Source organism: Sphingopyxis sp. SE2 (assembly GCF_032227185.1).
Taxonomy (GTDB): Bacteria; Pseudomonadota; Alphaproteobacteria; order Sphingomonadales; family Sphingomonadaceae; genus Sphingopyxis.
The window spans coordinates 3417138-3442596 of sequence record NZ_JAPMXW010000001.1; the positions used below are offsets into that span (position 1 = coordinate 3417138).

Here is a 25459-nt window from a genome sequence, read left to right on the forward strand (position 1 = left end):
ATCAGGGTACGATATTCACCAAACGGTCGGGCACCACAATCACCTTCTTCGGCGTCGCGCCGGCGAGCAGCTCGACAATGCGCGGGCGCGCGAGCGCCGCCGCTTCGGTGGCGTCCCTGTCGAGGCCCTTGGCGATCGTCATCGTATCGCGCAGCTTACCCGCCATCTGGATCGCGATTGTCACCTCGTCATCGACGAGCAGTGCCGGATCGGCGGCGGGCCACGCGGCATCGGCGATCATCGGCGTCGTGCGCTGGCTTGCCGACAACGCCGCCCATGCCTCTTCGGCGAGGTGCGGCATCATCGGCGCGACGAGCAGGATGAGGGTGCGGCACGCCTCGGCACGCGTCGCCGAAGGCTTGGCCTTCTCGATCTCGTTCGCGAGCGCGTGGATCTTCGCCACCGCCTTGTTGAAACCGAGCGATTCGATGTCGGCCGCGACGCCGGCGATCGCCTGATGGAGCTTCCGCGCAAGTGCCTTGTCTTCGCCGCCTTCGCCGGTATTTTCGGTGTCGCCGAACAGGCGCCACAGGCGCTGGACGAAGCGCCACGCGCCTTCGATACCCGCCTCGCTCCACGGCAGGTCGCGCTCGGGCGGGCTATCGGACAGCATGAACCAGCGCGCCGCGTCGGCGCCATATTGGTCGAGGATGGCGTCGGGATCGACGACATTCTTCTTCGATTTCGACATCTTGATCACGCGACCGATCTCGACCGGCGCGCCGTCGGCGGTCAGCGTTGCGCCCTCGGCGTTGCGCTCGACCTCGTCGGGAGTGAAAAAGAGCGGCGGCAAGCCTTCGCCCTGCGTCCGGCTATAGGTTTCGTGCGTCACCATGCCCTGCGTGAACAGGCTCGCGAAGGGCTCGGCGATGTCAATCATCCCCATATGCTTGAGCGCGCGCGTCCAGAAGCGCGCATAAAGCAGGTGGAGAATCGCATGCTCGATGCCGCCAATATATTGATCGACGGGCAGCCAGCGGCGGATGACGTCGGGATCGAAGGGCTTGTCCGGCGGCGCCGAGGCAAAGCGCAGGAAATACCAGGACGAATCGACGAAAGTGTCGAGCGTATCGGTCTCGCGCACCGCCGCGCCGCCGCACGACGGACATGGGACATGCTTCCACGTCGGGTGGCGATCCAAGGGATTGCCGGGGACCGAGAAATCGGCGTCCTCGGGCAGCACGACGGGGAGCTGGCTCTTGGGCACCGGCACCATGCCGCACGCGGCGCAGTGGATGAAGGGGATCGGCGTCCCCCAATAACGCTGACGCGAGACGCCCCAGTCGCGCAGGCGCCACACCGTCGTGCCCTTGCCCCAGCCCTCATGCTCGGCGCGCGCGATCACGGCCGCCTTGGCCTCGTCGATCGTCATTCCGTCAAGGAAGTGGCTGTTCACCAGCTTGCCGGGTCCGGTGTAAGCCTCGTCACCGGTGAAATGCTGCGCGACCTCGTCGCCGTCGGCGATCACGCGATAGACGGGAAGCTCATATTTATGCGCGAAGTCGAGGTCGCGCTGATCGTGCGCCGGACAGCCGAAGATCGCGCCGGTGCCATAATCCATCAGCACATAATTCACGACCCAGACGGGCAAATGCCAGTCGGGGTCGAGCGGATGCTCGACCGAAATGCCGGTATCGAAGCCCATCTTTTCGGCGGTGTCGAGCTGCTCGGCGGCGGTGCCCTGACGACGGCATTCCTCGATGAAGGCGGCGAGCTCGGGCGAGTCTTTTGCGAGGCGTTCGGCGAGCGGGTGGTCGGGCGAGATCGCCGCGAAGCTCGCGCCGAACAGCGTGTCGGGACGCGTCGTGAAGACGTCGAAGCCGACCGCGCCGCCGGCGAGTTTAAAGCTGAACTCGAGCCCCTGCGACTTGCCGATCCAGTTTTCCTGCATCAGTCGCACCTTGTCGGGCCATTTGTCGAGGCTTTCGAGACCCTCGAGCAGCTCGTCGGCGAAGTCGGTGATCTTCAGGAACCACTGCGAGAGTTTCTTCTTCTCGACCAGCGCGCCCGAGCGCCAGCCGCGGCCGTCGATCACCTGCTCGTTCGCGAGCACGGTCATGTCGACGGGGTCCCAGTTGACGTAACTTTCCTTGCGCGCGACGAGACCGTGCGCGAACAGGTCGAGGAACAGCGACTGCTCCTGCCCGTAATAATCGGGTTCGCACGTCGCGAGTTCGCGGCTCCAGTCGATCGCGAGGCCGAGGCGCTTCAGCTGCGCGCGCATCGACGCGATATTGTCGCGCGTCCAGCCTCCGGGGTGGACGCCCTTTTCCATCGCGGCATTTTCGGCGGGCATGCCGAACGCGTCCCAGCCCATCGGATGCAGCACGTCGTGCCCGGTCATCCGTTTGAAGCGCGCGAGCACGTCGCCCATCGCATAGTTGCGGACATGCCCCATGTGGATGCGCCCCGAGGGATAGGGGAACATCTCGAGGATGTAAGCCTTCGGCTTGTCGCCGCTGTCGGTCGTGGCAAAGCTGTTCGCCGCCTCCCACGCCGCTTGCCAGCGGGCATCGGCGGCGAGGGCGCCAAAGCGCGTTTCGCGGGTCATTCGTCGGTTACCCCGTTAGTCTGTCTGGGCGCGCAGGCGCGCGCCTCCGGATTAGTCCCTGATGGCGCTGCGGCGCAGATCGCGGGCGCGGGTGAGGATGATTTCCTCAAGCTTCTGCACGGTGGCCGCCTGCACCGGCGCGTCGACCCAGGCGCCGCCCTGCGACACCTGCCGCGACGCAGCGACGCGCAGCGCGTCGGCGCGCAGATCCTGATCGAGGATCGACACGGTGACCTTCATCCGCTCGCCGGGGTTCGACGGATTCGCGTACCAGTCGGTGATCACGACGCCGCCCGCGCTGTCGGCCTGGAGCAGCGGCATGAAGGACAGCGCGTCGAGCGAGGCGCGCCACAAATAGCTGTTCACGCCGATCGTCGTCACCTGGCTGGCGGCGAGGTCGGCGCGCGGCCGGTCCTTGTTCGCGCACGCCGAAAGGCCGAGCGCCGCAAGTCCGAGCAGCGCGAGCGTGGCCGGGCGGCGACCGATCGTGATGCCGAGCCTGGCGGGGACAGAAAGCTGGGGCATGCCGATAACACCTTATCTTTTGGAGCCCGTCCGAATAGAAGAAAATCGGCCGCGCATAACGGAATTGCCAGCGTCTCTATCGCCCTTGCCGTCGCCCTGCAAGCGCGGCAATTCCGGCCGTACCGCCGTTCAGATTCTGGTCAGATTCAAAGCGCACTGTGACGATCGCGCAACAATTTCGGCAAAAAGCGGAATCGTTGCAAAGATTTGGCGGGATTCGCTGGCATTATCGGGTCGGCGGTCCTATTTGACGAGTCGATTGGGGTTGGAGTCGCAGAGCAATGGCGCGGACGTCGCGACATTTTTGGAAAGCAGGTCTCACCGCTTTGGCGGTGGCTTCGCTTGCGCTGCCGCCGGCCCTCGCAGCGATGTCGAACGCCGACCGCATTCGCGACACCGCGCTTTCGGAAACATTGCTGGGCCAGTTCACCCCGGCCTCGGGTGACGAAAGGCTGATCGCGCGCTATAACAAGATGTCGGCCGAACAGCGCGGCAATTTCAGCTTCACGCCCGCCCTGACCGATCGGGATCGCAAGAATCGTGCGATCACCGTCGTGATTCGCGCTCGCGACGACGCGTCGAGCGCCGCGCGCACCTCGGCGTTGGCGGCGGGCCGCACCGCGCCGGTCGCGATCGCCCCGGTCAAATATAATCTGGGCGCGTCGGTCGGCTTCGAGAAATTCGTCACGCCGTCGCTGCCGCGCGGCACCGATCTCCGCAACCTGCCGGTCGCCAAGGCGCCCGAACAGGACGAGAAAAAGTCACGCTTCGCCACGCGTATGGTGAACCGCCCAAGCGACCCGAGCGGGGCAACCGATCGCGTCACCGCTCCCGGCGAGGCGTCCGCCGTCGATGTCGTCAGCAGCTATCGCCTAACCAAAAATATCGATGTCACCGCGGGTGTCCGGTACAAGAGCGACGACCGCGTCGAACCGCTCACCGATTCGCGCCGCGACAGCCAGGCGGTCTATATCGGAACCGCGTTCCGCTTCTGACGCGACCGGCGCTTCGCCGCCTTTTCATCCCAGGCATCGATCGCAGCCCAGCCGGGCGCGCACCCGCCCGCGCGCTTCAGCCGGCGCGCCCGCGCCCCGGTCATTCCGCCGAGCGCGATCGGCGCCGCCGCCGCGAGGCGCGCCAGCCGCAGCCATTCCCCCGGGGCGAGCGCGGGCGCGCCGGGATGCGAGCGGGTCGGATGAAGCGGTGAAATGAAGACGGCGTCGGCTCCCGACCGCCGCGCGCGGCGCGCCTCACGGATATTATGGACGGGCATTGTCACCGGCAGTCCGAGGCGACGCGCACGCACCGCGAGATGCGCATCGTGCTGGCGGAGGTGGACGCCCCCTGCGCCCCAGCGCCACGCCATGTCGGGTGGTCCGGCAAGCAGGACGACGAGCCCGCGCGTCCGCGCGGTGCGCATCAGCCGCCGGAGCAGGCGCCAGCGACGCCCGGACGTCAGCCCGTCGTGCCGGAAGATGATGCCGCTGCCTGGCGGCAGCAGCGCGGCGAGTTCGGCGAGGCCGGCCTGCGCCCGTTCGTCGCTGAACAGCCAGAGTTTCGGCAGGGGGTGGCGCGGGCGCATCGCGCTTCCTATAGGCGCGTCGCGAGCGCACGCAACGCGCGGGATGAAAGCGGGACGATGAACGAAGCAGCAGAGCGGCTGGCCGAAGTGCAGGGACATATCGCCGACGCGGCGAAACGCGCGCAGCGCGAGGCCCGCGAAATCTGCCTGATCGCGGTATCGAAGACGCACGACGCGTCGGCGATCCGCCCGCTGATCGCGGCCGGGCAGCGTCATTTCGGCGAGAATCGCGTGCAGGAAGCCGCCGCCAAATGGCCCGAGCTGCGTGCCGAAACGCCCGGCATCGTGCTGCACCTGATCGGCCAGCTGCAGTCGAACAAGGCCGAGGAAGCGGTGGCGCTGTTCGACGCGATCCACTCGGTCGACCGCTCGTCGCTCGTCCAGGCGCTCGCCAAGGCGTGCGCCAAGGCGGGCCGGCAGCCGCAGCTGTTCGTGCAGGTCAATATCGGCGACGAGGAGCAAAAGGGCGGCTGCGCGACCCGCGACCTGCCCGCGCTGCTCGCCGAAGCTGCAGACGCAGGGCTGACGATCGACGGCCTGATGGCGATCCCGCCCGCCGATATCGAACCCGCGCCCTTTTTCGCGCTGCTCGACGAACTCGCCGAACGCCACGGCCTGCCGCTGCGTTCGATGGGGATGAGCGGCGATTATGAGACTGCGGTGATGCTCGGCGCGACGCATGTGCGCGTCGGGACGGCGCTGTTCGGTCTGCGGGGCTGAAGGTCCGCTCCCGACCGGAAGCGGTCATGGAGAAAGCCCCTCCCCTGAAGGGAAGGGGCTTAAATAACAGCAACGACAACTCTCCACCCCAAAGCCGACAATCGCCCTACTGATACTCCACCGTCACCGGAATCCGCCCACGATAATTTCCGTCGTCGAGCGCCGCGACCTGCAACCGGCCCCCGAAGCGGAATTGCAACCGGCCGTCGGCGCCAAGGCGCGGCGCCGCCGACAGGTCGGTGACAAGGCCAGTGACGCGCGCGGTGCGGCCATGGCCGCCCTCAAGGGCGACGCTCGCGGGCAGGATCACGCGCACCTCGGCGCCCGGCGCGCCGCGCACGGTCACGACGCCGGTCAGCGCGAAGCCGCCCAGATCGACGACATCGCCGCGCAGCCGGCGCGCGCCCGACACCGGGTCGATTTCGACATCGCCGCCCATCGCGCCGACGGCGACGCGGCCCATATCGAGCCGGGTCTCGACCTCGACGCGCAGCGGCGTTTCGGCCTGGCGAGTCGCGGCTCCGCCCGACTTGTCCTGCGCGCAGAGCATGCACTGAGCCGCCACGGCGGGCGCGCCGCCGAGTGCCAGGACGAAGCCGAGGAAAAGACGGTGTTTCACGTCCGCTCGAATAGTCCAGCCGTGGTTAATCCGCGGTAAAGTGCGCCGCGCGCTAATCGCTGGCCTGTCCCCCGCTTTTCGGCCACATCTGCGCGATGAGCACGCCTCCCTCTCCCTGGCTGAACGCCCTCGCCACCGCGGTTCCGGGGCATGATGTCCATCGGGCCTTCATCGACTGGGCGGCGCCGCGGCTCAGCGACGAGCGCGTGCGCGCGCTCTTTACGCGAATGGCGGCGCGGTCGGGGATCGATCATCGCTGGTCGGTGCTGCCGCCCACCCCGGGCGGCGGGTCGCCGGTCGCGGCGGGCGGGTTTTACGACGTTCCCGGATTGCCGCCGACATCGGTCCGCATGGCGGCCTATGCGCAGCATGCGCCAGACCTCGCGATGCAGGCGATCGCGGCATTGGGCGACGCGCTCGATCCGGCGCGGATCACCCATATCGTCGTCGCGAGCTGCACCGGTTTCGTCGCGCCCGGCATTGACCAGATCATCGCGCGACGGCTGGGGCTGTCCGCAACCGTCGAACGCGTGCTGATCGGCTTCATGGGCTGTTATGCGGGGGTCACCGCGCTGCGCACCGCGCGGCACATCGTGCGATCGGAACCGGGCGCCGTCGTGCTGGTGGTCAGCGTCGAACTGTCGACGCTGCACCTCGCTCCCGCCGACGAGGCCGAGCCGCTGCTGATGATGCTGCAGTTCAGCGATGGCGCCGCGGCGGGGATCGTCTCGGCCGCGCCGAGCGGACTCGAACTGGGCGAGGGACGCAGCCTCGCGCTCAAGGACAGCGAAGATCTGATCCGCTGGGACATCGGCGACAAGGGCTTCGAGATGATATTGTCGGGTGAGGTGCCGGGGCGGCTGCGCGAGGCGTTGGCTCACCCCGACGTCCAGCGCGAATTGTTCGGCGATGCCGGGGCGCCCCCGCTGCTCGCGGTCCACGCCGGCGGCCGATCGGTGCTCGACGCGGTCGAACATGCGCTGGCGGTCCCGCCCGACGCGCTCGCCGACAGCCGCGCGGTGCTCGCGCGGTTCGGCAATATGTCGTCGGCGACGATCCTGTTCGTGCTCGCCGACATGATGGCGCGCGGAGCGAGCGGTGAGGGCATCGCGATCGCCTTCGGCCCCGGCCTCGCCGCCGAGGCGATCCGGTTCCGCGCATGAACCCCTTCGCCAGCCTCCGGGTGCCGATCGCGCGCGAGGAGGAAATGGACGCCGCCGAACTGCCGCCCGATCGCTATGCGAAAGTGCTTGCCGACCTGTCACGGATCAACGCGCTGACGCTCGCGCCGCGGCCGACACTGGGGTTTCTCGACCGGGTCCGCGCGCGTGCTATTGGCGACCGCCCTTGGCGTATTCTCGATGTCGGCTTCGGCGCGGGCGACGTGCTCGTGCGGATCGCGCGCTGGGGCGAACGCCGGGGCGTTGCACTCGATCTCGCCGGCGTCGACCTCAACCCGAAGAGCGAGGCCGTTGCCAGAGCGCGACTTGGCGGCCGCGCGCGGCTTGTCACCGGCGACTATCGCGATCTGGCCGGACAGGGGTGGGACATCATCCTGTCGAGCCTCGTCAGCCACCATATGACGTCCGCCGAGCGCACCGAATTTCTGCGCTTTATGGAAGCCGAGGCGGCGCGCGGTTGGCTGGTCAACGACCTCCACCGCCGGCGCCTGCCCTTTGCCGGCTATCCCTTGCTCGCCGCGCTGGCGTTGGTCGATCCGATCGTGCGGCGCGACGGCCAATTGTCGGTCGGGCGCAGCTTTCGCCGCGCCGAATGGTCGGCGATGCTGGCAGAGGCGCTGCCCGATGTGGCGGACGAATGCCGTATCTTCCGCAGTTTTCCGTATCGCCTCTGCGTCGAGCGCATCCGGTGACCGCGTCCGATGCGATCGTCGTCGGTGCCGGACCCGCGGGGTCGGCGGCGGCAATCGGGCTGGCGCGCGGCGGTGCCAAGGTTCTGCTGCTCGACCGCGCGCGCGAAACGGGCGACGCGCTGTGCGGCGGCTTTCTGAGCTGGCGGACGCTGGCGCGGCTCGACGCGCTGGGGATCGACCGGGCGTCGCTCGGCGGGCAATCGGTCCGCTTCGTGCGCCTCTTCGCGGGCAAGCGGCGAAGCGAAACACCGCTGCCCGGCGAAGCCATGGGGGTGTCGCGCCACCAGCTCGACAGCCTGCTCCAGGCGGCTGCGGTCGCTGCGGGCGCGGGCCTCGAACGCGGCGTCCATGCGACGGCGATCGACGACGGCGCGGTGCAGACGCGCGATGGCGCGGCGCTGGCGGCGGCCTCGATCTTCCTCGCGGCCGGCAAGCACGGCTTTCGCGGTTTCCCGCGCGAGCCCGCCCGATGGCAGCGCGGCGATCCCGCCAGCGGGCTGCGGCTGCGCTTGCCCGCGCATCCCGCGCTCGCCCGGCTGGTCGGCGATGCGGTCGAGCTGCATCTGTTCGATCGCGGCTATGCGGGGCTGGTGCGGCAGGAGGACGGCAGCGGCAATCTATGCCTCGCTGTCCATAAATCGCGGCTCGACGAAGCGAACGGCGATCCGGCCGCCTTACTCCATATGCTGGGCAATGCGCTGCCGCACCTTGGCGAGCGGCTGGCGCACGCCGACTGGTCGCAGGCCGTCGATGCGATCGGCCACGTCCCCTATGGCTGGCGAACCGCCGAGAGCGCACCCGGCCTGTTCCGGCTCGGTGATCAGGCGGGAGTGATCCCCAGCCTCGCGGGCGAGGGCATGGGTCTCGCCCTTGCCAGCGCCGAGGCCGCAGTGGCGGCGTGGCGCCACCGCGGCGGCGATGCCGCGCCGGCGTTCCAGCGCCGCCTCGCCGCGGCGATGACGCGCCCGTTCGCGCTCGCGAATCTCGTATGGCGGCTCGGCGAAAACCCGCGCACCGCTGGGGCGATGACACGCGCGGCGTCACTTTTTCCCGCGCTGGTGCGAATGACCTCGCACGCGACGCGCATCGACCCGCGCTGACCGCTCACCCTTGCGGCGGCGCTGCGCGTCACCGATATTAGGGATAACATCGATGGCCGGATACGGCCCATCCGAAGGAGATTCTCCATGACCGACCCGAAAACCGACAAGACGCCCGGCAAGCCGCTGGACCCGATGGCGCATCATGTGCTGCGCGAAGGCGGCACCGAACGCGCGTTCACCGGCAAATATACCGACCACAAGGGCGACGGCGTCTATCATTGCGCCGGATGCGGCGCGCCGCTGTTCGACAGCCGCACCAAATATGACAGCGGGTCGGGCTGGCCGAGCTATACCGCGCCCGCCGCGGGCGGTGCGGTGAGCGAACATCGCGACGCGAGCCACGGCATGGTTCGCACCGAAGTGCGCTGCGCGAAATGCGAAGGCCACCTCGGCCATGTCTTCCCCGACGGCCCCGGACCCGATGGTCTGCGCTATTGCATCAACAGCGCGGCGCTTGACTTCGCGGACCGCGGGCAGGATGAGGCGTCAACCGGCGAAGGCTGACACGCCCTCGCTACTGACGCATCAGGGGCGACGCGAGGGAAGGAATACGGGCTTTGCGCCGCGAAAGACAGCAAGCTTCGTCGAATAAATCGTCATCGTCCAGCAAGCGCAGCGGCACGCCCCGTGGTGGTCCGCCGCGCTGGCGTGTGTGGCTGCGCCGCGCCCTTCGCTGGGGCCTCGGCCTTGCGGTCGTCGCTCTCGTCGCGCTGGGCGTGGCGGTCGGCATCGCGGTGCAGCGCATGCCGAGCTTCGAGGAACTCAAGAAATCTCCGGCGGGGCAGACGATCCGCGTCCGCGCCGCCGACGGCACGGTCTTCCTGTCGCTCGGGCCCAATTACGGGCGCTGGCTGACCCTCAGGGAAACGCCGCAGGTGATGCAGGATGCGATGGTCGCGGTTGAGGACCGGCGCTTTCGCTATCATCCGGGCGTCGATCCCGTCGGCATGGCGCGCGCGGCGGTGTTCGCGGCGCAGCATTACGGCACCGGCCGCCGGCTGCAGGGCGCCTCGACGATCACCCAGCAGCTCGCGCGCAACATCTTCCTGTCGAACAGCTATACCTGGGCGCGCAAGATGCGCGAGATGGTCCTGTCGCTCGCGCTCGAATGGAAATTCTCGAAGGACGAGATTCTCGAACTCTATCTCAACAAGGTCTATTTCGGCGGCGGCAGCTATGGCATCGATGCCGCGTCGAACAGTTTCTTCGGCCATAGCGCGACCGAAATGTCGCTGTCGGAGGCCGCCGTCGTCGCGGGGCTCGTCAAGGCGCCGTCGCGCTATTCGCCGACCGCCGATGCGCAAGCGGCGCTCGGGCGCGCCGGCGTCGTGCTCGACGTCATGGTCGATGCCGGGGTCATCACCCAGGCGCAGGCCGACGCCGCCGAGCCCGCCAACGTTCAGCTCGCGAAGGAAACCGGACAGAACAGCGCGCGCTATTTCAGCGACTGGGCGCTGCCGCAGCTCGACATGCTGATCGACGAAGGCAGCGAGGCACTCGACGTCTACACCACAATCGACCTCGGCATGCAGCGCGCGGCGACCGCGGCGATCCAGGCCGACACGCCCGCCGGGGTGCAGGGCGCGCTGGTCTCGCTCGACCGCGACGGCGCGGTGCGCGCGATGGTCGGCGGCCGCGATTATGTCGCGTCGAACTACAACCGCGCGACGCAGGCGCTTCGCCAGCCGGGGTCGGCGTGGAAATTGTTCGTCTATATGGCGGCGCTCGAGGCGGGATATAAGGTCAATGATCCGGTCGTTGACGAGCCCGTCACGATCAACGGCTGGAGCCCGCGCAACTCGTCGGGCCGTTTCGCGGGCACAATGGACCTGCGCAGCGCCTTCGCTTACTCGGTCAACACGGTCGCGGCGAAGCTCGGCGACGAGGTCGGATTTTCGGCGGTCGCGAACATGGCGCGCCGCTTCGGCATCACCACGCCCGTCAACACCCACCCCTCGATGGTGCTCGGCAGCGCCGAGGTCCGCGTGATCGATATGACCGCCGCCTTTGCCGCCGTCTCGCGCGGCGGCGTGTCGGTGCAGCCCTATGGCATCACCAAGGTGACGACGGCGGGCGGCGAATTGCTCTATCAGCGTCCCGCCGAGCGCGGACAGACGCTCGTCGATCATTGGGTCGCCGCCGGGATCACCGACCTTTTGCAGACCGCGGTCAACACCGGCACCGGCCGGGCGGCGCAGATCGGGCGTCCCGTCGCCGGCAAGACCGGCACGACGTCGAGCAACAAGGACGGCTGGTTTTTGGGCTTTTCGAGCGGGATCACCACCGGCGTGTGGATGGGCCGCGACGATGCGAAACCCGTCGGCGGGCTGCAGGGTGGACGCGCACCCGCCCGGGCGTTCGCCGATTATATGCGCGTCGCGGTCGCGCGGCGCCCGGTCGAGCAGTTCGACACCGAAGTCGTGCTGCCCGAATGGCAGCTCGAGGACGAAGACGAAGCCTATATGGGCGAGCCCGGTGAAGACGGGTTCGTCGACGAGAATGGCATGCCGATCGAGCTGCCCTATGACAGCCGCCCGCCCGAAATGACGGGACCGATGCCGCCGCCGGTCGACGAAGGACCCGTGCTCGACCAGCAATGGATCGAAGAACAGACCGGGCGCCGCCCGCCCGCCGACAACGGCGCGGTGCCGAAGAATGGCGGCCAGCCCAGGTTGATCACGGTTCCGAAGGCCGCGCCACCGTCGACAGCGAGACAGCCGCAACAGCGCCCGCCGTCGGAATCGGGCGATTACTAGGGCCCGGCGCTAAGCCGGTTCAGCTTGTGAAGCGATAACGGTGGAGCCCGCGCCCTTCGCGGCGCAGCCAGCCGCGCGCCGCCGCGACGTCGCCGTCGTGCAGTTCGTCGACGAGCGCGTGGAACGCCGCGCCATGGTCCATATGGCGAAGATGCGCGACCTCGTGCGCGACGGTCGCGCGCCGGACATGGTCGGGCGCCATCACCAGCCGCCAGCTGTAGCGAAGGTCGCCGTCATGGGTGCAGCTGCCCCAGCGGCTGCGCGGATCGCCGACCCCCACGCGGCCGACCGCGAGCCCCGCGGCGGCGGCAATCTCGCGGCTCTCGCGCTCCATCAGGTCGAGCGCCTGCGCCTTCAGCCAGCGTTCGATTCGCCGCCCGAGTGTTTCGAGCGGACCGCCGACGTGCAACCGGCCGCCGTCGAGGCGAATCGCGCGCGGCGCCGCCGGCGCCCAGTCGACATGGCGCTCGACGCCGCGAAAGGGCAGCGCCGCGCCGGGTCCGACGAGGATCGGCACCACCGCCCTGCCCGCCTGCTCGGCGAGCCACGCCTGCTGCTCGCCAGCCCATTTAAGCGCGGCGCGCTCGCTGGCGCGGCGCGGCACCGTCAGCCGCAGCTCGCCGCGCGCGCCGTCGAAGACGAGGCGGTAGCGGCGCGACTGCGCATGGCGGACGAGGCGCACCGGCCAGGTTTCGTCGCCGACCCGGATGTGCGGCCGGTCCGCCGACGGATCAAACGGCGCGTTCGACAAGATGATTCTCGAGCGGCCCTGCGACATCTTCGCCGACCGTCCAGCCGACGATCGACTGGCCCGCGCGGTGCACCGCCTCGCGATCACCGCAGACGAGATAATGCCAGTCGGGCAGCGGTTCGCCCTCGGCGCGCAGGCGATAGGCGCAGCTCTGCGGCAACCACTCGAGGTCGTCGACCTTTGCCTTGGTCAATGTCAGGCAGTCGGGAACATGGCGGCGGCGGTGCTTGTAATCGCTGCAGCGCGCAGTGGTAAGGTCGAGCAGGCGGCACGCGACATTGGTGGGATAGATGCGGCCCGTATCCTCATCCTCCAGCTTGTGCAGGCAGCATTTGCCGCAGCCGTCGCACAAAGCCTCCCATTGCCCGGCGTCGAGGCTGGCGAGCGGCGCTTCCCAAAAGGGGCGCTCCGATGTCGCCCCTGCCGCCATCACTTCACCCACTTCGCCAGCTCGGCGGCGACCTTGCCCGGAGCGCCCTCGTCGACGTCGGTCGAGGGATCGTCGAGCGGCAGCAGCGCGAGCGGCTTGCCGTCGGGATCCATCAAAAAGGCGAGCTGGCTGTGCGCCATCAGATAGCGGTCGGGCGCCGAGCCCGGCACCTTGTTATAGGTGACGACAAAGGCTTTCGCGACGCTGGCGATCTGTTCGGGGGTGCCGGTCAGGCCGAGCAGGCGCGGATGATAACGCGCGACGAAGGGCTTCAAGGCCTCGGGCGTGTCGCGTTCGGGATCGACGGTGATGAAGAGCGGCGCGACCTTGGCACCGCGCGCCGCGTCGGTCTTTTCGAACTGCGACAGGCCTCGCATCAGCTTTTGCAGGTCGACCGGACAGATGTCGGGGCAAAAGCTGTAGCCGAAATAGACGAGGCGATATTGGCCGGCGAAATCGCTGTCGCGCACCGTTTTGCCATTCTGGTCGGTCAGCGTGAAGGCGCCGCCGATCCGCGCGCCTTCGAGCGGCGGCTTGGCGGGCGCGCCTTCGCCCGCGCCGTTGCATCCCGCGAGCGCGGCGCCGAAAGCGAGGATCAGGCTTGCACGGACAAGCCTTTGTCCCATATTTGCGATATTCATCATGTGGCCAGCCTTGGTCGGCTAGCTTGCGAAAATCAACCATTGTCGTCGCCGTGCGCGGCGGACAAATTGCCCCAGGGGGTCGCCCGATCATGTTTCGACGCGCGGAATTCCGCCTCGCCTCTTGCCTGTTGCTGCTGCTCGCGGTTGCGGGCCTTGTCCATCCTGCGCAGGCGCAGTTCCGCGGCGGCTATGCCTTTTTGCAGGCGGTCGAGAATCGCGACGGGACCAAAGCGACCGAGGCGCTGAAGGACGACCCCTCTTTCGTCAACACGCGCAATCCCGACACGGGCGAAACCGCGCTGATCATCGTCGCCAAGCGGCGTGATATCAGCTGGCTGCGCTTCCTGCTCGCCAAGGGCGCCGATCCGTCGATCGGCGATCGCCAGGAAGTGACCCCCCTGATGCACGCCGCGCTCATCAACTTCACCGACGGCGCCGAAGAGCTGCTCGACCGCAAGGCGCCTGTCGACCAGACCAACCGGCGCGGCGAAACCGCGCTGATCCTCGCGGTGCAGACGCGGAATGTCGCGATGGTCCGGCTGCTCGTCAAGCGGGGCGCCAATCCCGACAAGGCGGACCATATCGCCGGCATGTCGGCGCGCGACTATGCCAAGCGCGACGATCGCAGCGGACGCGTTCTCGCGCTGCTCGAAGCGAAGGCCGATGCGCCGGAGCGCGAGTTCGGGCCGACTTTCGGCCCGCAATGATCAAGTCAATGTGATAGATGAATTGACAATCACATTATGATGTGAGACATGATGATCATGTCCACAATGCTCATCGATCGTATCCGCGCCATCGTCGACGACGGCACCATGTCCCGCTCGGGTCTCGCTCGCGCCGCGGGTCTCCACGCCAACAGCCTGCGCGACCTCGACTCGCCCGGCTGGAACCCTACCGCCGAAACGCTGCGCAAGCTCGAAAACTGGCTCGCGAACGGCAGCGATCTGTCGCCGATGGCGAGCCCCGAGGAGATCATCGCCGAGGCACGCAACGGGCGCATGTTCATCCTCGTCGACGACGAGGACCGCGAGAATGAGGGCGACCTCGTCATCCCCGCGCAGATGGCGACCCCCGACGCGATCAATTTCATGGTCACCCACGGGCGCGGCCTCGTCTGCCTGACGCTGACCAAGGCGCGCGTCGACACGCTCGGGCTCGAGCTGATGAGCCGCAACAACGGCACGCGGCACGAAACCGCCTTCACCACCTCGATCGAGGCGCGCGAGGGCGTGACGACGGGGATTTCGGCGGGCGACCGCGCGCGCACCGTTGCGGTCGCGATCGACGCGGGCAAGACTCGCGACGACATCGTGACGCCGGGGCATATCTTTCCGCTGATCGCGCGCGACGGCGGTGTGCTCGTGCGCGCCGGCCATACCGAGGCGTCGGTCGACATCGCGCGGCTCGCGGGGCTCAATCCCTCGGGCGTGATCTGCGAGATCATGAACGACGACGGCACGATGGCGCGGCTCGACGACCTCATCCCCTTCGCGCGGCGCCACGGCCTCAAGATCGGCACGATCGCCGACCTCATCGCCTATCGCAACCGCAGCGACCGGCTGGTCGAATGCGTGTCCGACGATCCGTTCGAATCGGACTATGGCGGCGACTGGCGCCTCAAATCCTATCGCAACAAGATCGACGGCAGCGTCAATCTGGTGCTGCAGAAGGGGCCGGTCGATCCTGAAGGCGTCACGCTCGTGCGGATGCACGCCGTTTCGCTCTTCGACGACATCATGGGCCGCCCGGGTCCCAAGAAGCGCCGCCTCCAGCGGTCGATGGACGCGATCGGCGAAGCCGGCGCAGGGGTGATCGTGATGCTGATGCGCCCGCTGCCCGGCTCGGCCGATGCCGACGCGCTGCCGCCGCCGACCGGCGGCATGGACCTGCGCACCTATGGCATCGGCGCGCAGATCCTCGCCGACCTTGGCGTCCACGCGATGGAATTGCTCACCCCCACCCACAGCAATATCGTCGGCCTCGAAGGCTATGGCCTGTCGGTCGTCGGCGAACGCCCGATTCCCGGAGAAGCCTGATGGCACATGTTCTGATCGTCGAAGCCCGCTTCTATTCGCACCTCAACGACATGCTGCTCGACGGCGTGCGGAGCGCGCTCGAGGGCGAGGGGCATAGCCACGAAACGGTGACGGTGCCGGGCGCGCTCGAAGTGCCTGCGGCGATTTCGCTTGCCGCCGACAGCGGTCGTTACGACGCCTATGTCGCGTTGGGCGTCGTGATTCGCGGCGAGACCTATCATTTCGAGGTGGTGTCGAACGAGAGCGCGCGCGGCATCATGGCGCTGACGCTCGACGGCCTTGCCATCGGCAACGGCATTTTGACGGTCGAGAATGAAGAACAGGCGCTTGCGCGCGCCGACAAGACGCGCAAGGATAAGGGCGGCGAAGCGGCGAAGGCCGCGCTCGCGATGCTCGCGCTCAAGGAACAATTCGGTATTGGTTGACCGCCCGCCCCCCAGCCGTTTTTCGGTCGTCGAGCGCGGCGGGCGGCTGGTGGTGATCGACCGCGAGACCGGGCAGATCCCGCCGACCGCGGCCGAGCGTATGGATGCGCATGATCGCCGCATGGGGGTCGAACCCCTTCGCCCCGCGGCGCAGGCTGCCGGCCCCGAGGCGATCCTCGAGCTTGCCGAAGCCGCCCCGGTGACGCAGCGCGAATTGCCACGACCATCGAACGGCCGGAACGCCGTCGCCACGATGGACCGCAAGCAGCCATGGGGACAGAAGGTGAAGGGCGCGGGCCAGCCGCAGCCCGCGCGCATTCCTGAGCGGCCGGCGCTTCAACCGCAAGCGAGCGACCGGAAGACGATCGTTACAGCGAAATGGTGGGATGCAAAGGGGCCGCGCACGATCGAGCTGGGCCCGAACGGGCAGTCCGAACTGACCGGCCGCCTTATGTTCCTGTTTTTCGGAGTGGTGATCGCGGCGATCGTCGTCGCCTTCATCGCGCCGCTGCTGTTGTTCGTCGGCGCGTTTCTGCTGTTCCGCTTCGGCGGCAATTTTCTCGGGCCGATCGGCGCTGGTATCGTCGACAAGGCGCTGGCCGAGCGAGGCTAGCTTGAATATCCTCCCTGTGGCCGAAGGCCATGGGGAGGTGGCAGCCCGCAGGGCTGACGGAGGGGCAAGGACGCGACGCCGTTGCCCCTCCACCATTCGCTACGTGAACGGTCCCCCTCCCCATCGCTACGCGACAGGGAGGACGAGGCAACTCACGCCGGCTGCAGCGCCGGATAGTCGGTGTAGCCTTCCGGGCCCGGCGAATACCAGGTCTGCGGATTGTCGGCCGCCCATTCGGCGCGGTGCCGGATCCGCTCGACGAGGTCGGGGTTGCCGATGAACGGCCGCCCGAAGGCGATCGCGTCGGCGGTGCCGCTGGCGAGCGCCTGTTCGGCGAGCGCGACATCATAGTCGCTGTTGAGGATCAGCGGGCCCTTGAAAGCCGCGCGGATCGAAGGCGATTGTTTCGGTACATCGGTACGCCCGAAGGTGCCGTCGGGGCCGGGTTCGCGCAATTCGAGGAAGGCGATGCCGAGCGCGTCCAGCGCCGCGGCGGCGATCGGAAACAGCCTTTCGGGCGCGCTGTCGTCGACGCCCTGCGTATCGCCATTGGGCGACAGGCGCACGCCGACCCGCTCCTTGCCCCAGACCGAAATCAGCGCCTCGGTGACTTCGCGGAGCAGGCGGATGCGGTTTTCGACCGGGCCGCCATAATCATCGTCGCGCAGGTTCGACCCGTCGCGCAGGAACTGGTCGATCAGATAGCCGTTGGCGCCGTGCAACTGGACGCCGTCGAAACCGGCGCGCTTCGCATTTTCGGCAGCCTTGGCGTAGTCGGCGATGACGCGGGGGATCTCGCCCAGCTCGAGCGGGCGGGCGACCTCATATTCGCGGCGGCCGACCGGCGTATGCGCCTTGCCCGGCGCCTGCGTCGCCGACGCCGAAACCGGCGGCTTGCCGTCGTTGAACACCGAATGGACGACGCGCCCCATATGCCAGAGCTGCGCGACGATCCGCCCGCCGGCTTCATGCACCGCGTCGGTCACCGGCTTCCAGCCTTCGACCTGCGCATCGGTCCACAGGCCCGGCGCGCTCGGCCAGCCGAGCCCTTCCTGCGAAATGCCCGTGGCTTCGGAAATGATGAGCCCCGCCGAGGCGCGCTGGCGATAATATTCGCGCGCCAGCTCGTTGGGCACGAAACCCGGTCCGGCGCGGCCGCGGGTCAGCGGCGCCATGATGATGCGATTCGGCGCGTCGATCGCGCCCAGCTTGATCGGATCGAACAGGGATACGGCCATATTTCCTCCACATTCACTTTCATTGCGCGCGGCCCCATCGGCCGCCGCCTTGGCCCGCGAAGCTATGGACGCAGCGGGGCCGGCACAATGGTGAGTAGCAAAAGAAAATCTAAATGACAGCGAAGAAGGTGCGCGTCGACATGGTTGTGCCCGCGCGGTTGCCGAACCGCGCGGCGCGGCCTATCTGACGCTCATGGCCTCGATCTTGCCCGCCGACCCGACCCTCGACGAAATTCGCGCCGCGCTCGCGCCGCTGATTGCCGCCTCGGCGGCGTTCGACGGGTTCGGTGACGCCGCGCTCGCCGATGCCGCCGCGCGCGTCGGCGTCGACCCCGACGTCGCGCGCCTCGCCTTTCCGGGCGGCGCGCGCGACATGGTCGACGCGTGGTTCGCCGATGTCGATGTGGCGATGGAAACGCGCTGGCCCGCCGAGAAACTCGCGGCGCTCAAGATTCGCGAGCGGATCACGACGCTCGTCGAAACGCGCATCGCCCTGCTCGCGCCGCACCGCGAATCGCTGCGCCGCGCACTCGCTTTGCTCGCGCTGCCGACCAATGCGCCGCACGCCGCGAAGCTCGGCTGGCGCGCCGCCGATCATATGTGGCGGCTCGCGGGCGACACCGCGACCGACTATAATCATTACAGCAAGCGCGCGATCCTCGGCGCCGTCTACGGCTCGACGATGGCGGTGTTCCTGAACGACGAGAGCGAGGATTTCGCCGATACGCGCGCCTTTCTCGCGCGCCGCATCGATCAGGTGATGCGCTTCGAAAGCTGGAAGCACCGCCGCGCCGCGCGCAGCATCGAACGGCCCAGCCTCGCGCGCTTCGTCGGCCGGCTGCGCTATCCGGGGCGCTGAGCGCTCTAGATAAAGGACTGGCGCCGCGCGGCTGTTATTGATAATCGCTCGCAAATGACTGCTTTGCTCGACAAATCGCCCTTGGGCGTGATGGTGCGGATCGCCCGTATCGACTGGAATGCCATGTCCGAAGACGAGGGCCGGCGCCTGCGCGAATTCGGCCTGATGGAAGGGTGCGAAGTCACCCCGCATCACCGTGGCAGCATCTTTTCGCGCGATCCGCTCGCGCTGACCGTCGGCCGCATGAAGGTGATCATCCGCGCCAGACAAGCCGCGGCGATCGAAGTGGAGCCCGCTGCATGACGGCGGCGATTCCCTCGATCGCGCTCGTCGGCAATCCCAACGCCGGCAAATCGAGCCTGTTCAACGCGCTGACCGGCGCGCGGCAGAAGATCGCCAATTATCCCGGCGTCACGGTCGAGCGGAAGGCGGGGCACGCCAGCTTCGCCGACGGCCGCCCGCTGTCGCTGATCGACCTTCCCGGCACCTACAGCCTGACCCCCGCGAGCCTCGACGAGGCGGTGACGCGCGACGTCGTGCTGGGCCGTCAGGAGGGCGAGAAGCGCCCCGACGCGCTGATCGTCGTGCTCGACGCCGCGAACCTCGACAATCATCTCTGTTTCGCGCTCGAACTGCTCGCGCTGAACCTGCCGACCGTCGTCGCGCTCAACATGGTCGACCTCGCGGCACGCGACGGGCTGACGCTCGACGCCGAACGGCTGTCGAAGGAACTGGGCGTGCCCGTCGTGCCGACCGTCGCGGTGCGCAAGCGCGGGCTGACCGATCTGCTCGCCGCGGTCGACGGCGCGATCCGGTCGCACCAGCCGCGCGAAGCCGTTCCGGCGCCGCAGAACGACGCCGCGCTTCACCAGCGCGCCCGTGCAATGGCCAAGGCGGCGATCCTGACCGAAACCCCGGTGCGGCGCTGGACGCAGCGCGTCGACAATGTCGCGCTCCATCCGGTCCTCGGCCTCATCATCCTTGTCGCGCTGATGTTCGTGATGTTCCAGGCGGTCTTTTCGTGGGCAACGCCCTTTGCCGACGCACTCGAAGCCGGGGTCGGCATTCTGCAGGGCTGGGTGGTCGACGGCTTCCCCGACAATTTCCTGCGCGGGCTCGTCGTCGAAGGTCTGCTCGCGGGCGTCGGCGCGGTCGTTGTCTTCCTCCCGCAAATCCTCATCCTCTTCCTTTTCATCCTGCTGCTGGAAGCATCGGGCTATATGACGCGCGCGGCCTTCCTGATGGACGGGCTGATGGGCAAGGTCGGGCTGTCGGGGCGCGGCTTCATCCCGCTTCTGTCGAGCTTTGCCTGTGCCGTCCCCGGCATCATGGCGACGCGCGCGATTCCCGACGAGAAGGACCGGCTGACGACGATCCTGATCGCGCCGCTGATGACCTGTTCGGCGCGGATGCCGGTCTATACGCTGATCATCAGCGCCTTCATTCCCGCGCAGAAGGTCGGCGGGACGCCGATCGGGCTGCAGGGGCTCGTGCTGTTCGGGCTGTTCATCAGCGGGATCGTCGGCGCGCTGCTCGTCGCCTTCTTCCTCCGCCGTTCGGTGACCAAGGGCAATGCGACAGGCTTCATGATGGAAATGCCGCGCTATCAGTGGCCGCGTCTCAACGACATCGTCATCGCGCTGTGGCAGCGCGCGTGGATATTCCTGCGCCGCGCCGGCACGATCATCGCCGCGACGACGGTCGTCCTCTGGCTGCTTCTTACCTTTCCGCAGGCACCGGCGGGTCAGAGCCAGGTCGAATATAGCGCTGGCGGCCGCATCGCGAGTGCGCTGGAAGTCGTCGTCAAGCCGATCGGCTTCAATCATGACATCGCGCTCGCGCTGATCCCCGCGATGGCTGCCCGCGAAGTCGCGGTATCGGCGATGGCGACGGCGAATGCCATCGATGCGGGCGACGACGAGGAGGCGATGGCCGAGCAACTCGGCGATCGCATCGCGGGCCGCTGGAGCATCGCGACCGCGCTCGCCTTCCTCGCCTGGTTCGTCTTTGCGCCGCAGTGCATCTCGACGATCGCGATCACGCGGCGCGAGACCAATGGATGGAAATGGCCGATGTTCATGGTTGGCTATTTGTTCCTGCTCGCCTATGCCGCTGCTGGTATCACTTACTGGACGGCCGTCGCCTTCGGACTCGGCTGATCCTCCCAATCTTCAAGCGGAGCGGCGGATGGCTGGCAGCGTCAACAAGGTAATTTTGATCGGCAACCTCGGTGCCGATCCCGAAATCAAATCGTTCCAGAATGGCGGCAAGATCGCCAATATCCGCATCGCGACCAGCGAACAGTGGAAGGACCGGATGAGCGGCGAGCGCAAGGAGCGCACCGAATGGCATAATGTCGTGATCAACGGCGAAGGGCTGGTCGGGGTGGTCGAGCGTTACCTCAAAAAAGGCTCGAAGGTCTATATCGAGGGCTCGCTGCGCACTCGCAAATGGCAGGACCGCGACGGCAACGACCGCTACACGACCGAAGTGGTGATCGCGGGCATGGGCGGCACGCTGACCATGCTCGACGGCGCGCCCGGCGGTGGCGGCGGCTCGCGCGGCGGTGGCGACTGGGGCGGAGGTTCGTCGAGCGGCGGCGGCTGGGATCAGGGCGGTGGCAGCTCCTCGGGCGGCGGCGGCTCGGGCGGCGGCTGGAACCAGGGCGGCGGCGGCAGCTCGAGCGGCGGACGCCCGCCGTTCGACGACGATCTGGACGACGACGTCCCGTTCTGACGTCTACCTAAACCCGCTCGTGCTGAGCTTGTCGAAGCACCGTCCTTTCTGTGGCGTCGCGGCGAAGAAGAACGGCCCTTCGACAAGCTCAGGGCGAACGGCATGAGTTGAAGCGATGGCTTTGCAAGCTGGCGTCAATCTCGATCAAGCCATCACCGCCGCGGACGTCGCGCGCGGCGTGTGCCGGCTGTTCGCGCAGGCGGGGCTGGTCGCGATTCCCGAGGTCACCTTGCCCAACGGGCGGCGCACCGACCTCACCGCGATCGATGCCAAGGGCCAGATCACGATCGTCGAGATCAAGGTCAGCCGCGCCGACCTGCACGGCGACGGCAAATGGCCCGACTATTGCGACTGGTGCGACCGCTTCTATTGGGCGCTCGCCTCGGGGCTCGACCCGGCGATCCTCGAAACTTCCGATTATCGTCCCGAAAGCTCGGGGCTGATTATCGCCGACCGCTATGGCGCGGCGGTGGTGCGCGAAGCCGCAAGCTGCAACCTCGCCCCCGCGCGGCGCAAGGCGGAACTGCTGCGGATCGGACGGCTCGCGATGCGGCGGTCTATGGTCGCGGCCGACCCTGAACTGGCGGCGGGTTGGGGAGAGGGTTAGCCTCGGTCGATCCGTGCCGAATCAAAGCCCGCTTCATATTGCGGCGCGGAATCGGCGATGCAAACCCAGGGCGCCTTCGACCCGACGAAAATATGCGCCGCATAACCGCGGAAGCCCGGATCGTCGTCGAGCAGGCCCGCCGGTACAAAGAAAAACTTGCCGTTCGCGTCGCTTAGCGGCGCTGGACTGCCGCATCGCCGGCAGAAATGCGATGCCCAGCCTCCGCCGTCGGGGACGGCGAAACGTTCGATCAAATCCTCGCCCGCCAGCCAGCGGAAACTGGCGGCCGGCGCATAGAAGACGGCATTGCCGTCCGTACCCGATACCTTGCGGCATTTGGAACAATGGCATTGGCCGGCGGCGCCGAATTTTCCGTCGATTTCGAAACGGATATCGCCGCACAGGCAGGAACCGCGTATCGCCGTTGCCATCGCCGACCTCCTTCCCCGTTTGCGGTGCCCTTATCCCCGCGCCTGCATGCGGGCGAGGTAGCGCGCGAGGATGTCGATCTCGAGATTGACCGGACGCCCCGCCGCCGCCTCGTTCAGCGTCGTCATCTCCTGCGTATGCGGGATGATGTTGAGCGTGAAATGCGCCTCGCCGTTCGGCTGGTCGGTCACTTCGTTGACCGTCAGCGACACGCCGTCGACGGTGATCGATCCCTTGGGCGCGATATGCGGCGCGAGCGACGCGGGTGCGGCGACGGTGACCGTCACGCTGTCGCCGATCGGCTCGGCCGATACGATATGTCCGATGTCGTCGACATGGCCGGTGACGATATGCCCGCCAAGCTCGTCGCCGATCTTCAGCGCGCGTTCGAGGTTGAGGCGGCGCCCCGCCTCCCACATCCCGGGCGCGGTGCGCGCGATCGTCTCGGCGCTCGCATCGATCGCGAACCAGCCGCCGGGCCCGTTGCTGTCCGCGTCCACACCCTTATCGACGACCGTCAGACACGCCCCCGAACAGGCGATCGACGCGCCGATATCGATGCTACCCACATCATAGGCGGTCTCGATGACGAGCCGCGTGTCGCCGCGGTCCTCGCGGCTGCGGATGGTGCCGATGTCGGTGATGATGCCGGTGAACATGGGTCGCGTTATCCTTCTCTGACGCGCTCGTAGACGTCGAGCCGGTCGCTGCCAAGCATCCGGCTGTCATCAAGCCGCCAGCGCCCGTGCGCATCGGCGAGATCGGCGAGGCCGATGTCGCCGAGCGCCGCCCTGCCGCCGCCGATCAGGATCGGCGCGCGATAAAGGAGCAGCCGGTCGACGCGGTCGGCGGCGAGAAAGGCCGATGCTGCGCCGGCACCGCCCTCAACGAGCAGCGAGTCGATTCCATCGATCGATTCGGGCGATGCGATGGCCGCCCAGCCCTCGGGCGCGGCGCCCTTGGTCAGGAGCAGCTTCTTTGGGCCGCGGCCTTCGAGCCCCGGCAAGCGCACGTCGAGCTTGGGTGCATCGGCGTCGAGCGTCCCGCGCCCGACAAGGATCGCCTCATGTTGGGCGCGTTCGAGATGCCCGTGCGCGCGGGCGCGGGCGCCGGTGATCCAGCGGCTCGACCCGTCGGCCATCGCGATACGGCCGTCGAGCGACGTCGCGAGCTTCAGCGTCACGAAGGGCCGGCCCAGGGCCTGCCGCGTCCACCAGGGCGCCATCGCTGCGCGCGCGTCGGCGGGAAGGACGTTGAAGACCACTTCGATCCCCGCATCCTGCAGCCGCTCTATGCCCTTGCCGTCGGTGCGCGGGTCGGGATCCTGCGCCGCGATCACAACCCGCGCGACGCCCGCGGCGATCAGCGCATCGCTGCACGCCGGGCCGCGCGGGCTGGCGTGCGCACAGGGTTCTAGGCTGACATAGGCCGTCGAGCCGCGCACCGCAGCGCCGGCCGCCGCGAGCGCCATCGCTTCGGCATGCGGGCGACCGCCGGGCTGGGTCCAGCCGCGCGCGACGACGCGCCCGTCCTTGACGATCAGGCAGCCGACATTGGGGTTGGGTGCGGCGACCGGCCGGCCGCGCCGCGACAGCGCGATGGCAACCGCCATCCAGTCGGCGTCGGCGGTCGCTCGGCGCATCCGGTCAGTCGGCGGCTTTGGGCGGCGCGCCGCGCGCCGCGCGCTCGGCGAGCGTCGAGCGCGTCTGCACCGGCGCCGGCTTTTCCTTCGCCGCCGCGGCCGCTTCCTCGCCCAGCGTCTCGCGCGTCACCTTGTCGGCCTCGCTCGAATCATATTCGATGCCGAGGCTGTCGGCGAAACGCTGATATTCGGCGCGCTTCTTCGCATTTTGCAGCGTTGTTTCCTTTGCGCGCGCCACCCAGTCGGCGCGAATCTCGTCGGCGCTGCGCGTCGCTTTCCAATTTTCGAAATAGATGATATGCGCCTTCGGCTTCTCATAGGGGATCAGATATTGTTCGATCCCGTTGAAGACGAGCCAGGTCAGCGCGAGCGCGACGCCCCAGATCGCCCAGCGGTGCGGGCGCGGTTCGCGGATATAGGACCAGAAATCGGACAGGCCGCCGCCCACGTCGACTTTGTTGAACATTCCCATCCGCGCAATTTAGGCGATCTTGCGGCGATTTGCGAGAGGAAGCGGCGCGGCGCGTCGATTGCATCGGATGGCGGTCAAAAAGGCCGGCGATTGCAAAAAATGCAATTACGGATGCTTTTTTCGCAGTTGCAACATTCATTGTGCACTGCAATATCACACTTGCCTTTTAGGCATCCTCTCCCAAAACTTTCACGGGCCGCCCTTGGGCGGCCCTTTTTTTCGACTTTTTTGGTTGAGAGGGTCGATTCGGTTTCTTTTGATTGATTCGGCACCGGCCCGCTCCCCCACCCGGCCTCCCATAGGCTATTATCGTCGGGGAGGCCGGGTGGGGGAGCGGGCCGGTGCCGGGCGTTTCCACGAAGTGGAAACAATCCAAGGGCTTATCAGTCCTGGGTCGGCGTCCGCGCCTCGAATCGCCGCACTTCCGCAATGAAACTGCCCGGCAGCGGTGTTGGTTGGCCGCTATCGGTGTCGAGATGGGCATAGCTGATCTCGATGTCGGTAAGCCGTTCATTATCGCGAAAAATCCCGCAATGGAGCGTGAAGTTCGTCCGGCCGAAGCGACTGATTCGCGCGGCGATCGTGATCAGCTCGTCGAGCCGCGCGGGCGCATGATAGTCGATCTCGCAATGCGTCTCGCGAATGTCTGTTCCATATTGGTTAAAATAGGGGCCGGGCTGCCCCTCGCCGAGCGCGCGGAAATATTCGGTCACCCCGATGTCGGCGTAGACCAGATAATTGGCGTTGAAGACGATATTCTGTCCGTCGATCTCGTTGAAGCGCACGCGAACGCGCTCCTGCACGCGGAAATCGCCGAGCGGCACATCGTTACGGTGATCGGTCAT

29 protein-coding genes are annotated in these 25459 nt (G+C 67.6%); 16 read left to right on the forward strand and 13 right to left on the reverse strand.

From position 1 onward, the window contains the following. Position 1: 1 nt before the first annotated feature. Both leuS and OVY29_RS16450 read right to left on the reverse strand, forming a co-directional pair. Positions 2–2551, reverse strand: coding sequence for a leucine--tRNA ligase (gene leuS, locus OVY29_RS16445; RefSeq protein WP_037556105.1), 2550 nt, complete (start codon positions 2549–2551; stop codon positions 2–4). A gap of 51 nt (positions 2552–2602) precedes the next feature. Then, positions 2603–3076 carry a DUF3576 domain-containing protein gene (locus tag OVY29_RS16450; RefSeq protein WP_152567636.1) on the reverse strand — a complete coding sequence of 158 codons (474 nt, stop codon included), beginning with the start codon at positions 3074–3076 and terminating at the stop codon, positions 2603–2605. 332 nt (positions 3077–3408) lie between these two features. On the opposite strand from OVY29_RS16450, the gene OVY29_RS16455 reads away from it, so the two are divergent. Further along, the gene (locus tag OVY29_RS16455; protein WP_235211549.1) at positions 3409–4071 is read left to right on the forward strand and encodes a hypothetical protein; all 663 of its coding nucleotides are present in this window, start codon (positions 3409–3411) and stop codon (positions 4069–4071) included. Here the strand turns inward: OVY29_RS16455 and OVY29_RS16460 are convergent. Beyond that, positions 4044–4658, reverse strand: a complete 615-nt coding sequence (locus OVY29_RS16460; RefSeq protein ID WP_037556109.1) for a thiamine phosphate synthase — start codon at positions 4656–4658, stop codon at positions 4044–4046. The two genes, OVY29_RS16455 and OVY29_RS16460, sit on opposite strands and share 28 nt — an antisense overlap. Before the next feature lie 57 nt (positions 4659–4715). On the opposite strand from OVY29_RS16460, the gene OVY29_RS16465 reads away from it, so the two are divergent. Then, entirely contained in the window at positions 4716–5378 is a 663-nt protein-coding gene (locus OVY29_RS16465) for a YggS family pyridoxal phosphate-dependent enzyme (RefSeq protein ID WP_037556111.1), read from the forward strand. Between the two features lie 106 nt (positions 5379–5484). Here the strand turns inward: OVY29_RS16465 and OVY29_RS16470 are convergent, their stop codons facing one another. Further along, entirely contained in the window at positions 5485–5997 is a 513-nt protein-coding gene (locus tag OVY29_RS16470; protein WP_037556112.1) for a DUF4402 domain-containing protein, read from the reverse strand. A gap of 95 nt (positions 5998–6092) precedes the next feature. Here OVY29_RS16470 and OVY29_RS16475 point away from each other — a divergent pair, with 95 nt between their 5' ends. The 5 genes from OVY29_RS16475 to OVY29_RS16495 all read left to right on the forward strand — a co-directional run bounded on the left by OVY29_RS16475 (position 6093) and on the right by OVY29_RS16495 (position 11729). After that, positions 6093–7160: a type III polyketide synthase gene (locus OVY29_RS16475; protein ID WP_037556114.1), complete on the forward strand. Its 1068-nt coding sequence runs from the start codon at positions 6093–6095 to the stop codon at positions 7158–7160. Then, positions 7157–7870: a methyltransferase domain-containing protein gene (locus OVY29_RS16480; protein WP_052182319.1), complete on the forward strand. Its 714-nt coding sequence runs from the start codon at positions 7157–7159 to the stop codon at positions 7868–7870. The genes OVY29_RS16475 and OVY29_RS16480 overlap by 4 nt, the downstream gene beginning before the upstream one ends. Next, positions 7867–8970 carry an NAD(P)/FAD-dependent oxidoreductase gene (locus OVY29_RS16485; protein ID WP_037556116.1) on the forward strand — a complete coding sequence of 368 codons (1104 nt, stop codon included), beginning with the start codon at positions 7867–7869 and terminating at the stop codon, positions 8968–8970. The genes OVY29_RS16480 and OVY29_RS16485 overlap by 4 nt, the downstream gene beginning before the upstream one ends. Before the next feature lie 87 nt (positions 8971–9057). After that, positions 9058–9477 carry a peptide-methionine (R)-S-oxide reductase MsrB gene (msrB, locus tag OVY29_RS16490; RefSeq protein ID WP_037556118.1) on the forward strand — a complete coding sequence of 140 codons (420 nt, stop codon included), beginning with the start codon at positions 9058–9060 and terminating at the stop codon, positions 9475–9477. Between the two features lie 53 nt (positions 9478–9530). Continuing rightward, complete coding sequence (locus tag OVY29_RS16495; RefSeq protein ID WP_052182321.1) at positions 9531–11729, forward strand: PBP1A family penicillin-binding protein; 2199 nt, start codon at positions 9531–9533, stop codon at positions 11727–11729. Positions 11730–11748: 19 nt separating this feature from the next. On the opposite strand, the gene OVY29_RS16500 is transcribed toward OVY29_RS16495, so the two are convergent. Genes OVY29_RS16500 through OVY29_RS16510 form a run of 3 tightly spaced genes read right to left on the reverse strand, consistent with a single transcriptional unit; the run spans position 11749 to position 13554 of the window. Next, complete coding sequence (locus OVY29_RS16500) at positions 11749–12480, reverse strand: M48 family metallopeptidase (RefSeq protein WP_235211550.1); 732 nt, start codon at positions 12478–12480, stop codon at positions 11749–11751. Beyond that, positions 12461–12910 carry a YcgN family cysteine cluster protein gene (locus OVY29_RS16505; protein WP_037556119.1) on the reverse strand — a complete coding sequence of 150 codons (450 nt, stop codon included), beginning with the start codon at positions 12908–12910 and terminating at the stop codon, positions 12461–12463. Before OVY29_RS16505 ends, OVY29_RS16500 begins: the two co-directional genes overlap by 20 nt. Further along, complete coding sequence (locus OVY29_RS16510; RefSeq protein WP_200880194.1) at positions 12910–13554, reverse strand: SCO family protein; 645 nt, start codon at positions 13552–13554, stop codon at positions 12910–12912. The genes OVY29_RS16505 and OVY29_RS16510 overlap by 1 nt, the downstream gene beginning before the upstream one ends. Positions 13555–13643: 89 nt before the next feature. Here OVY29_RS16510 and OVY29_RS16515 point away from each other — a divergent pair, with 89 nt between their 5' ends. From OVY29_RS16515 to OVY29_RS16530, 4 genes are read left to right on the forward strand one after another with little or no spacing between them, the layout of a single operon-like run. Continuing rightward, on the forward strand, positions 13644–14261 hold the full coding sequence (locus tag OVY29_RS16515; protein ID WP_037556121.1) for an ankyrin repeat domain-containing protein: 618 nt from the start codon (positions 13644–13646) through the stop codon (positions 14259–14261). 57 nt (positions 14262–14318) lie between these two features. Further along, positions 14319–15593 (forward strand): 3,4-dihydroxy-2-butanone-4-phosphate synthase, encoded by a 1275-nt coding sequence (gene ribB / locus OVY29_RS16520; RefSeq protein ID WP_037556186.1) that lies wholly within the window; start codon positions 14319–14321, stop codon positions 15591–15593. Further along, positions 15593–16018: a 6,7-dimethyl-8-ribityllumazine synthase gene (ribH, locus tag OVY29_RS16525; RefSeq protein WP_037556122.1), complete on the forward strand. Its 426-nt coding sequence runs from the start codon at positions 15593–15595 to the stop codon at positions 16016–16018. Before ribB ends, ribH begins: the two co-directional genes overlap by 1 nt. Further along, the gene (locus OVY29_RS16530; protein ID WP_037556123.1) at positions 16011–16631 is read left to right on the forward strand and encodes a hypothetical protein; all 621 of its coding nucleotides are present in this window, start codon (positions 16011–16013) and stop codon (positions 16629–16631) included. The genes ribH and OVY29_RS16530 overlap by 8 nt, the downstream gene beginning before the upstream one ends. 152 nt (positions 16632–16783) lie before the next feature. Here OVY29_RS16530 and OVY29_RS16535 read toward each other — a convergent pair whose 3' ends face one another. Continuing rightward, positions 16784–17869, reverse strand: a complete 1086-nt coding sequence (locus tag OVY29_RS16535; protein WP_313911730.1) for an alkene reductase — start codon at positions 17867–17869, stop codon at positions 16784–16786. Between the two features lie 193 nt (positions 17870–18062). Between OVY29_RS16535 and OVY29_RS16540 the strand changes: the two genes are divergently transcribed. From OVY29_RS16540 to OVY29_RS16560, 5 genes are all read left to right on the forward strand, one after another. Further along, entirely contained in the window at positions 18063–18728 is a 666-nt protein-coding gene (locus tag OVY29_RS16540; protein WP_037556126.1) for a COQ9 family protein, read from the forward strand. Positions 18729–18782: 54 nt separating this feature from the next. Beyond that, a complete protein-coding gene (locus OVY29_RS16545) occupies positions 18783–19031 on the forward strand; it encodes a ferrous iron transport protein A (protein ID WP_037556128.1) in 249 nt (82 codons plus the stop codon). Then, on the forward strand, positions 19028–20887 hold the full coding sequence (locus OVY29_RS16550) for a ferrous iron transporter B (RefSeq protein ID WP_037556130.1): 1860 nt from the start codon (positions 19028–19030) through the stop codon (positions 20885–20887). The genes OVY29_RS16545 and OVY29_RS16550 overlap by 4 nt, the downstream gene beginning before the upstream one ends. Positions 20888–20915: 28 nt before the next feature. Next, positions 20916–21464, forward strand: a complete 549-nt coding sequence (gene ssb / locus OVY29_RS16555; protein WP_037556132.1) for a single-stranded DNA-binding protein — start codon at positions 20916–20918, stop codon at positions 21462–21464. Positions 21465–21579: 115 nt separating this feature from the next. Then, the gene (locus OVY29_RS16560) at positions 21580–22071 is read left to right on the forward strand and encodes an MmcB family DNA repair protein (protein ID WP_037556133.1); all 492 of its coding nucleotides are present in this window, start codon (positions 21580–21582) and stop codon (positions 22069–22071) included. On the opposite strand, the gene OVY29_RS16565 is transcribed toward OVY29_RS16560, so the two are convergent. From OVY29_RS16565 to OVY29_RS16585, 5 genes are all read right to left on the reverse strand, one after another. Further along, the gene (locus tag OVY29_RS16565; RefSeq protein WP_037556134.1) at positions 22068–22502 is read right to left on the reverse strand and encodes a GFA family protein; all 435 of its coding nucleotides are present in this window, start codon (positions 22500–22502) and stop codon (positions 22068–22070) included. The genes OVY29_RS16560 and OVY29_RS16565 overlap by 4 nt on opposite strands. A gap of 30 nt (positions 22503–22532) precedes the next feature. After that, the gene (locus tag OVY29_RS16570; RefSeq protein WP_037556137.1) at positions 22533–23159 is read right to left on the reverse strand and encodes a riboflavin synthase; all 627 of its coding nucleotides are present in this window, start codon (positions 23157–23159) and stop codon (positions 22533–22535) included. Between the two features lie 8 nt (positions 23160–23167). Next, entirely contained in the window at positions 23168–24112 is a 945-nt protein-coding gene (gene ribD / locus OVY29_RS16575) for a bifunctional diaminohydroxyphosphoribosylaminopyrimidine deaminase/5-amino-6-(5-phosphoribosylamino)uracil reductase RibD (protein ID WP_037556188.1), read from the reverse strand. 34 nt (positions 24113–24146) lie between these two features. Beyond that, on the reverse strand, positions 24147–24608 hold the full coding sequence (locus OVY29_RS16580) for a hypothetical protein (RefSeq protein ID WP_313911731.1): 462 nt from the start codon (positions 24606–24608) through the stop codon (positions 24147–24149). A gap of 389 nt (positions 24609–24997) precedes the next feature. Further along, on the reverse strand, positions 24998–25459 hold the full coding sequence (locus OVY29_RS16585; protein ID WP_052182324.1) for an acyl-CoA thioesterase: 462 nt from the start codon (positions 25457–25459) through the stop codon (positions 24998–25000).

What these genes read in the sequence shown, in the direction of transcription:
- leuS (WP_037556105.1), bottom strand. Translation starts at nt 2,551, where the DNA reads ATGACCCGCGAAACGCGCTTTGGCGCCCTCGCCGCCGATGCCCGCTGG.
- OVY29_RS16450 (WP_152567636.1), bottom strand. Translation starts at nt 3,076, where the DNA reads ATGCCCCAGCTTTCTGTCCCCGCCAGGCTCGGCATCACGATCGGTCGC.
- OVY29_RS16460 (WP_037556109.1), bottom strand. Translation starts at nt 4,658, where the DNA reads ATGCGCCCGCGCCACCCCCTGCCGAAACTCTGGCTGTTCAGCGACGAA.
- OVY29_RS16465 (WP_037556111.1), top strand. Translation starts at nt 4,716, where the DNA reads ATGAACGAAGCAGCAGAGCGGCTGGCCGAAGTGCAGGGACATATCGCC.
- OVY29_RS16475 (WP_037556114.1), top strand. Translation starts at nt 6,093, where the DNA reads ATGAGCACGCCTCCCTCTCCCTGGCTGAACGCCCTCGCCACCGCGGTT.
- OVY29_RS16480 (WP_052182319.1), top strand. Translation starts at nt 7,157, where the DNA reads ATGAACCCCTTCGCCAGCCTCCGGGTGCCGATCGCGCGCGAGGAGGAA.
- msrB (WP_037556118.1), top strand. Translation starts at nt 9,058, where the DNA reads ATGACCGACCCGAAAACCGACAAGACGCCCGGCAAGCCGCTGGACCCG.
- OVY29_RS16505 (WP_037556119.1), bottom strand. Translation starts at nt 12,910, where the DNA reads ATGGCGGCAGGGGCGACATCGGAGCGCCCCTTTTGGGAAGCGCCGCTC.
- OVY29_RS16510 (WP_200880194.1), bottom strand. Translation starts at nt 13,554, where the DNA reads ATGATGAATATCGCAAATATGGGACAAAGGCTTGTCCGTGCAAGCCTG.
- OVY29_RS16515 (WP_037556121.1), top strand. Translation starts at nt 13,644, where the DNA reads ATGTTTCGACGCGCGGAATTCCGCCTCGCCTCTTGCCTGTTGCTGCTG.
- ribB (WP_037556186.1), top strand. Translation starts at nt 14,319, where the DNA reads ATGTCCACAATGCTCATCGATCGTATCCGCGCCATCGTCGACGACGGC.
- ribH (WP_037556122.1), top strand. Translation starts at nt 15,593, where the DNA reads ATGGCACATGTTCTGATCGTCGAAGCCCGCTTCTATTCGCACCTCAAC.
- OVY29_RS16535 (WP_313911730.1), bottom strand. Translation starts at nt 17,869, where the DNA reads ATGGCCGTATCCCTGTTCGATCCGATCAAGCTGGGCGCGATCGACGCG.
- OVY29_RS16540 (WP_037556126.1), top strand. Translation starts at nt 18,063, where the DNA reads ATGGCCTCGATCTTGCCCGCCGACCCGACCCTCGACGAAATTCGCGCC.
- OVY29_RS16545 (WP_037556128.1), top strand. Translation starts at nt 18,783, where the DNA reads ATGACTGCTTTGCTCGACAAATCGCCCTTGGGCGTGATGGTGCGGATC.
- OVY29_RS16550 (WP_037556130.1), top strand. Translation starts at nt 19,028, where the DNA reads ATGACGGCGGCGATTCCCTCGATCGCGCTCGTCGGCAATCCCAACGCC.
- ssb (WP_037556132.1), top strand. Translation starts at nt 20,916, where the DNA reads ATGGCTGGCAGCGTCAACAAGGTAATTTTGATCGGCAACCTCGGTGCC.
- OVY29_RS16560 (WP_037556133.1), top strand. Translation starts at nt 21,580, where the DNA reads ATGGCTTTGCAAGCTGGCGTCAATCTCGATCAAGCCATCACCGCCGCG.
- OVY29_RS16565 (WP_037556134.1), bottom strand. Translation starts at nt 22,502, where the DNA reads ATGGCAACGGCGATACGCGGTTCCTGCCTGTGCGGCGATATCCGTTTC.
- OVY29_RS16570 (WP_037556137.1), bottom strand. Translation starts at nt 23,159, where the DNA reads ATGTTCACCGGCATCATCACCGACATCGGCACCATCCGCAGCCGCGAG.
- ribD (WP_037556188.1), bottom strand. Translation starts at nt 24,112, where the DNA reads ATGGCGGTTGCCATCGCGCTGTCGCGGCGCGGCCGGCCGGTCGCCGCA.
- OVY29_RS16580 (WP_313911731.1), bottom strand. Translation starts at nt 24,608, where the DNA reads ATGTTCAACAAAGTCGACGTGGGCGGCGGCCTGTCCGATTTCTGGTCC.
- OVY29_RS16585 (WP_052182324.1), bottom strand. Translation starts at nt 25,459, where the DNA reads ATGACCGATCACCGTAACGATGTGCCGCTCGGCGATTTCCGCGTGCAG.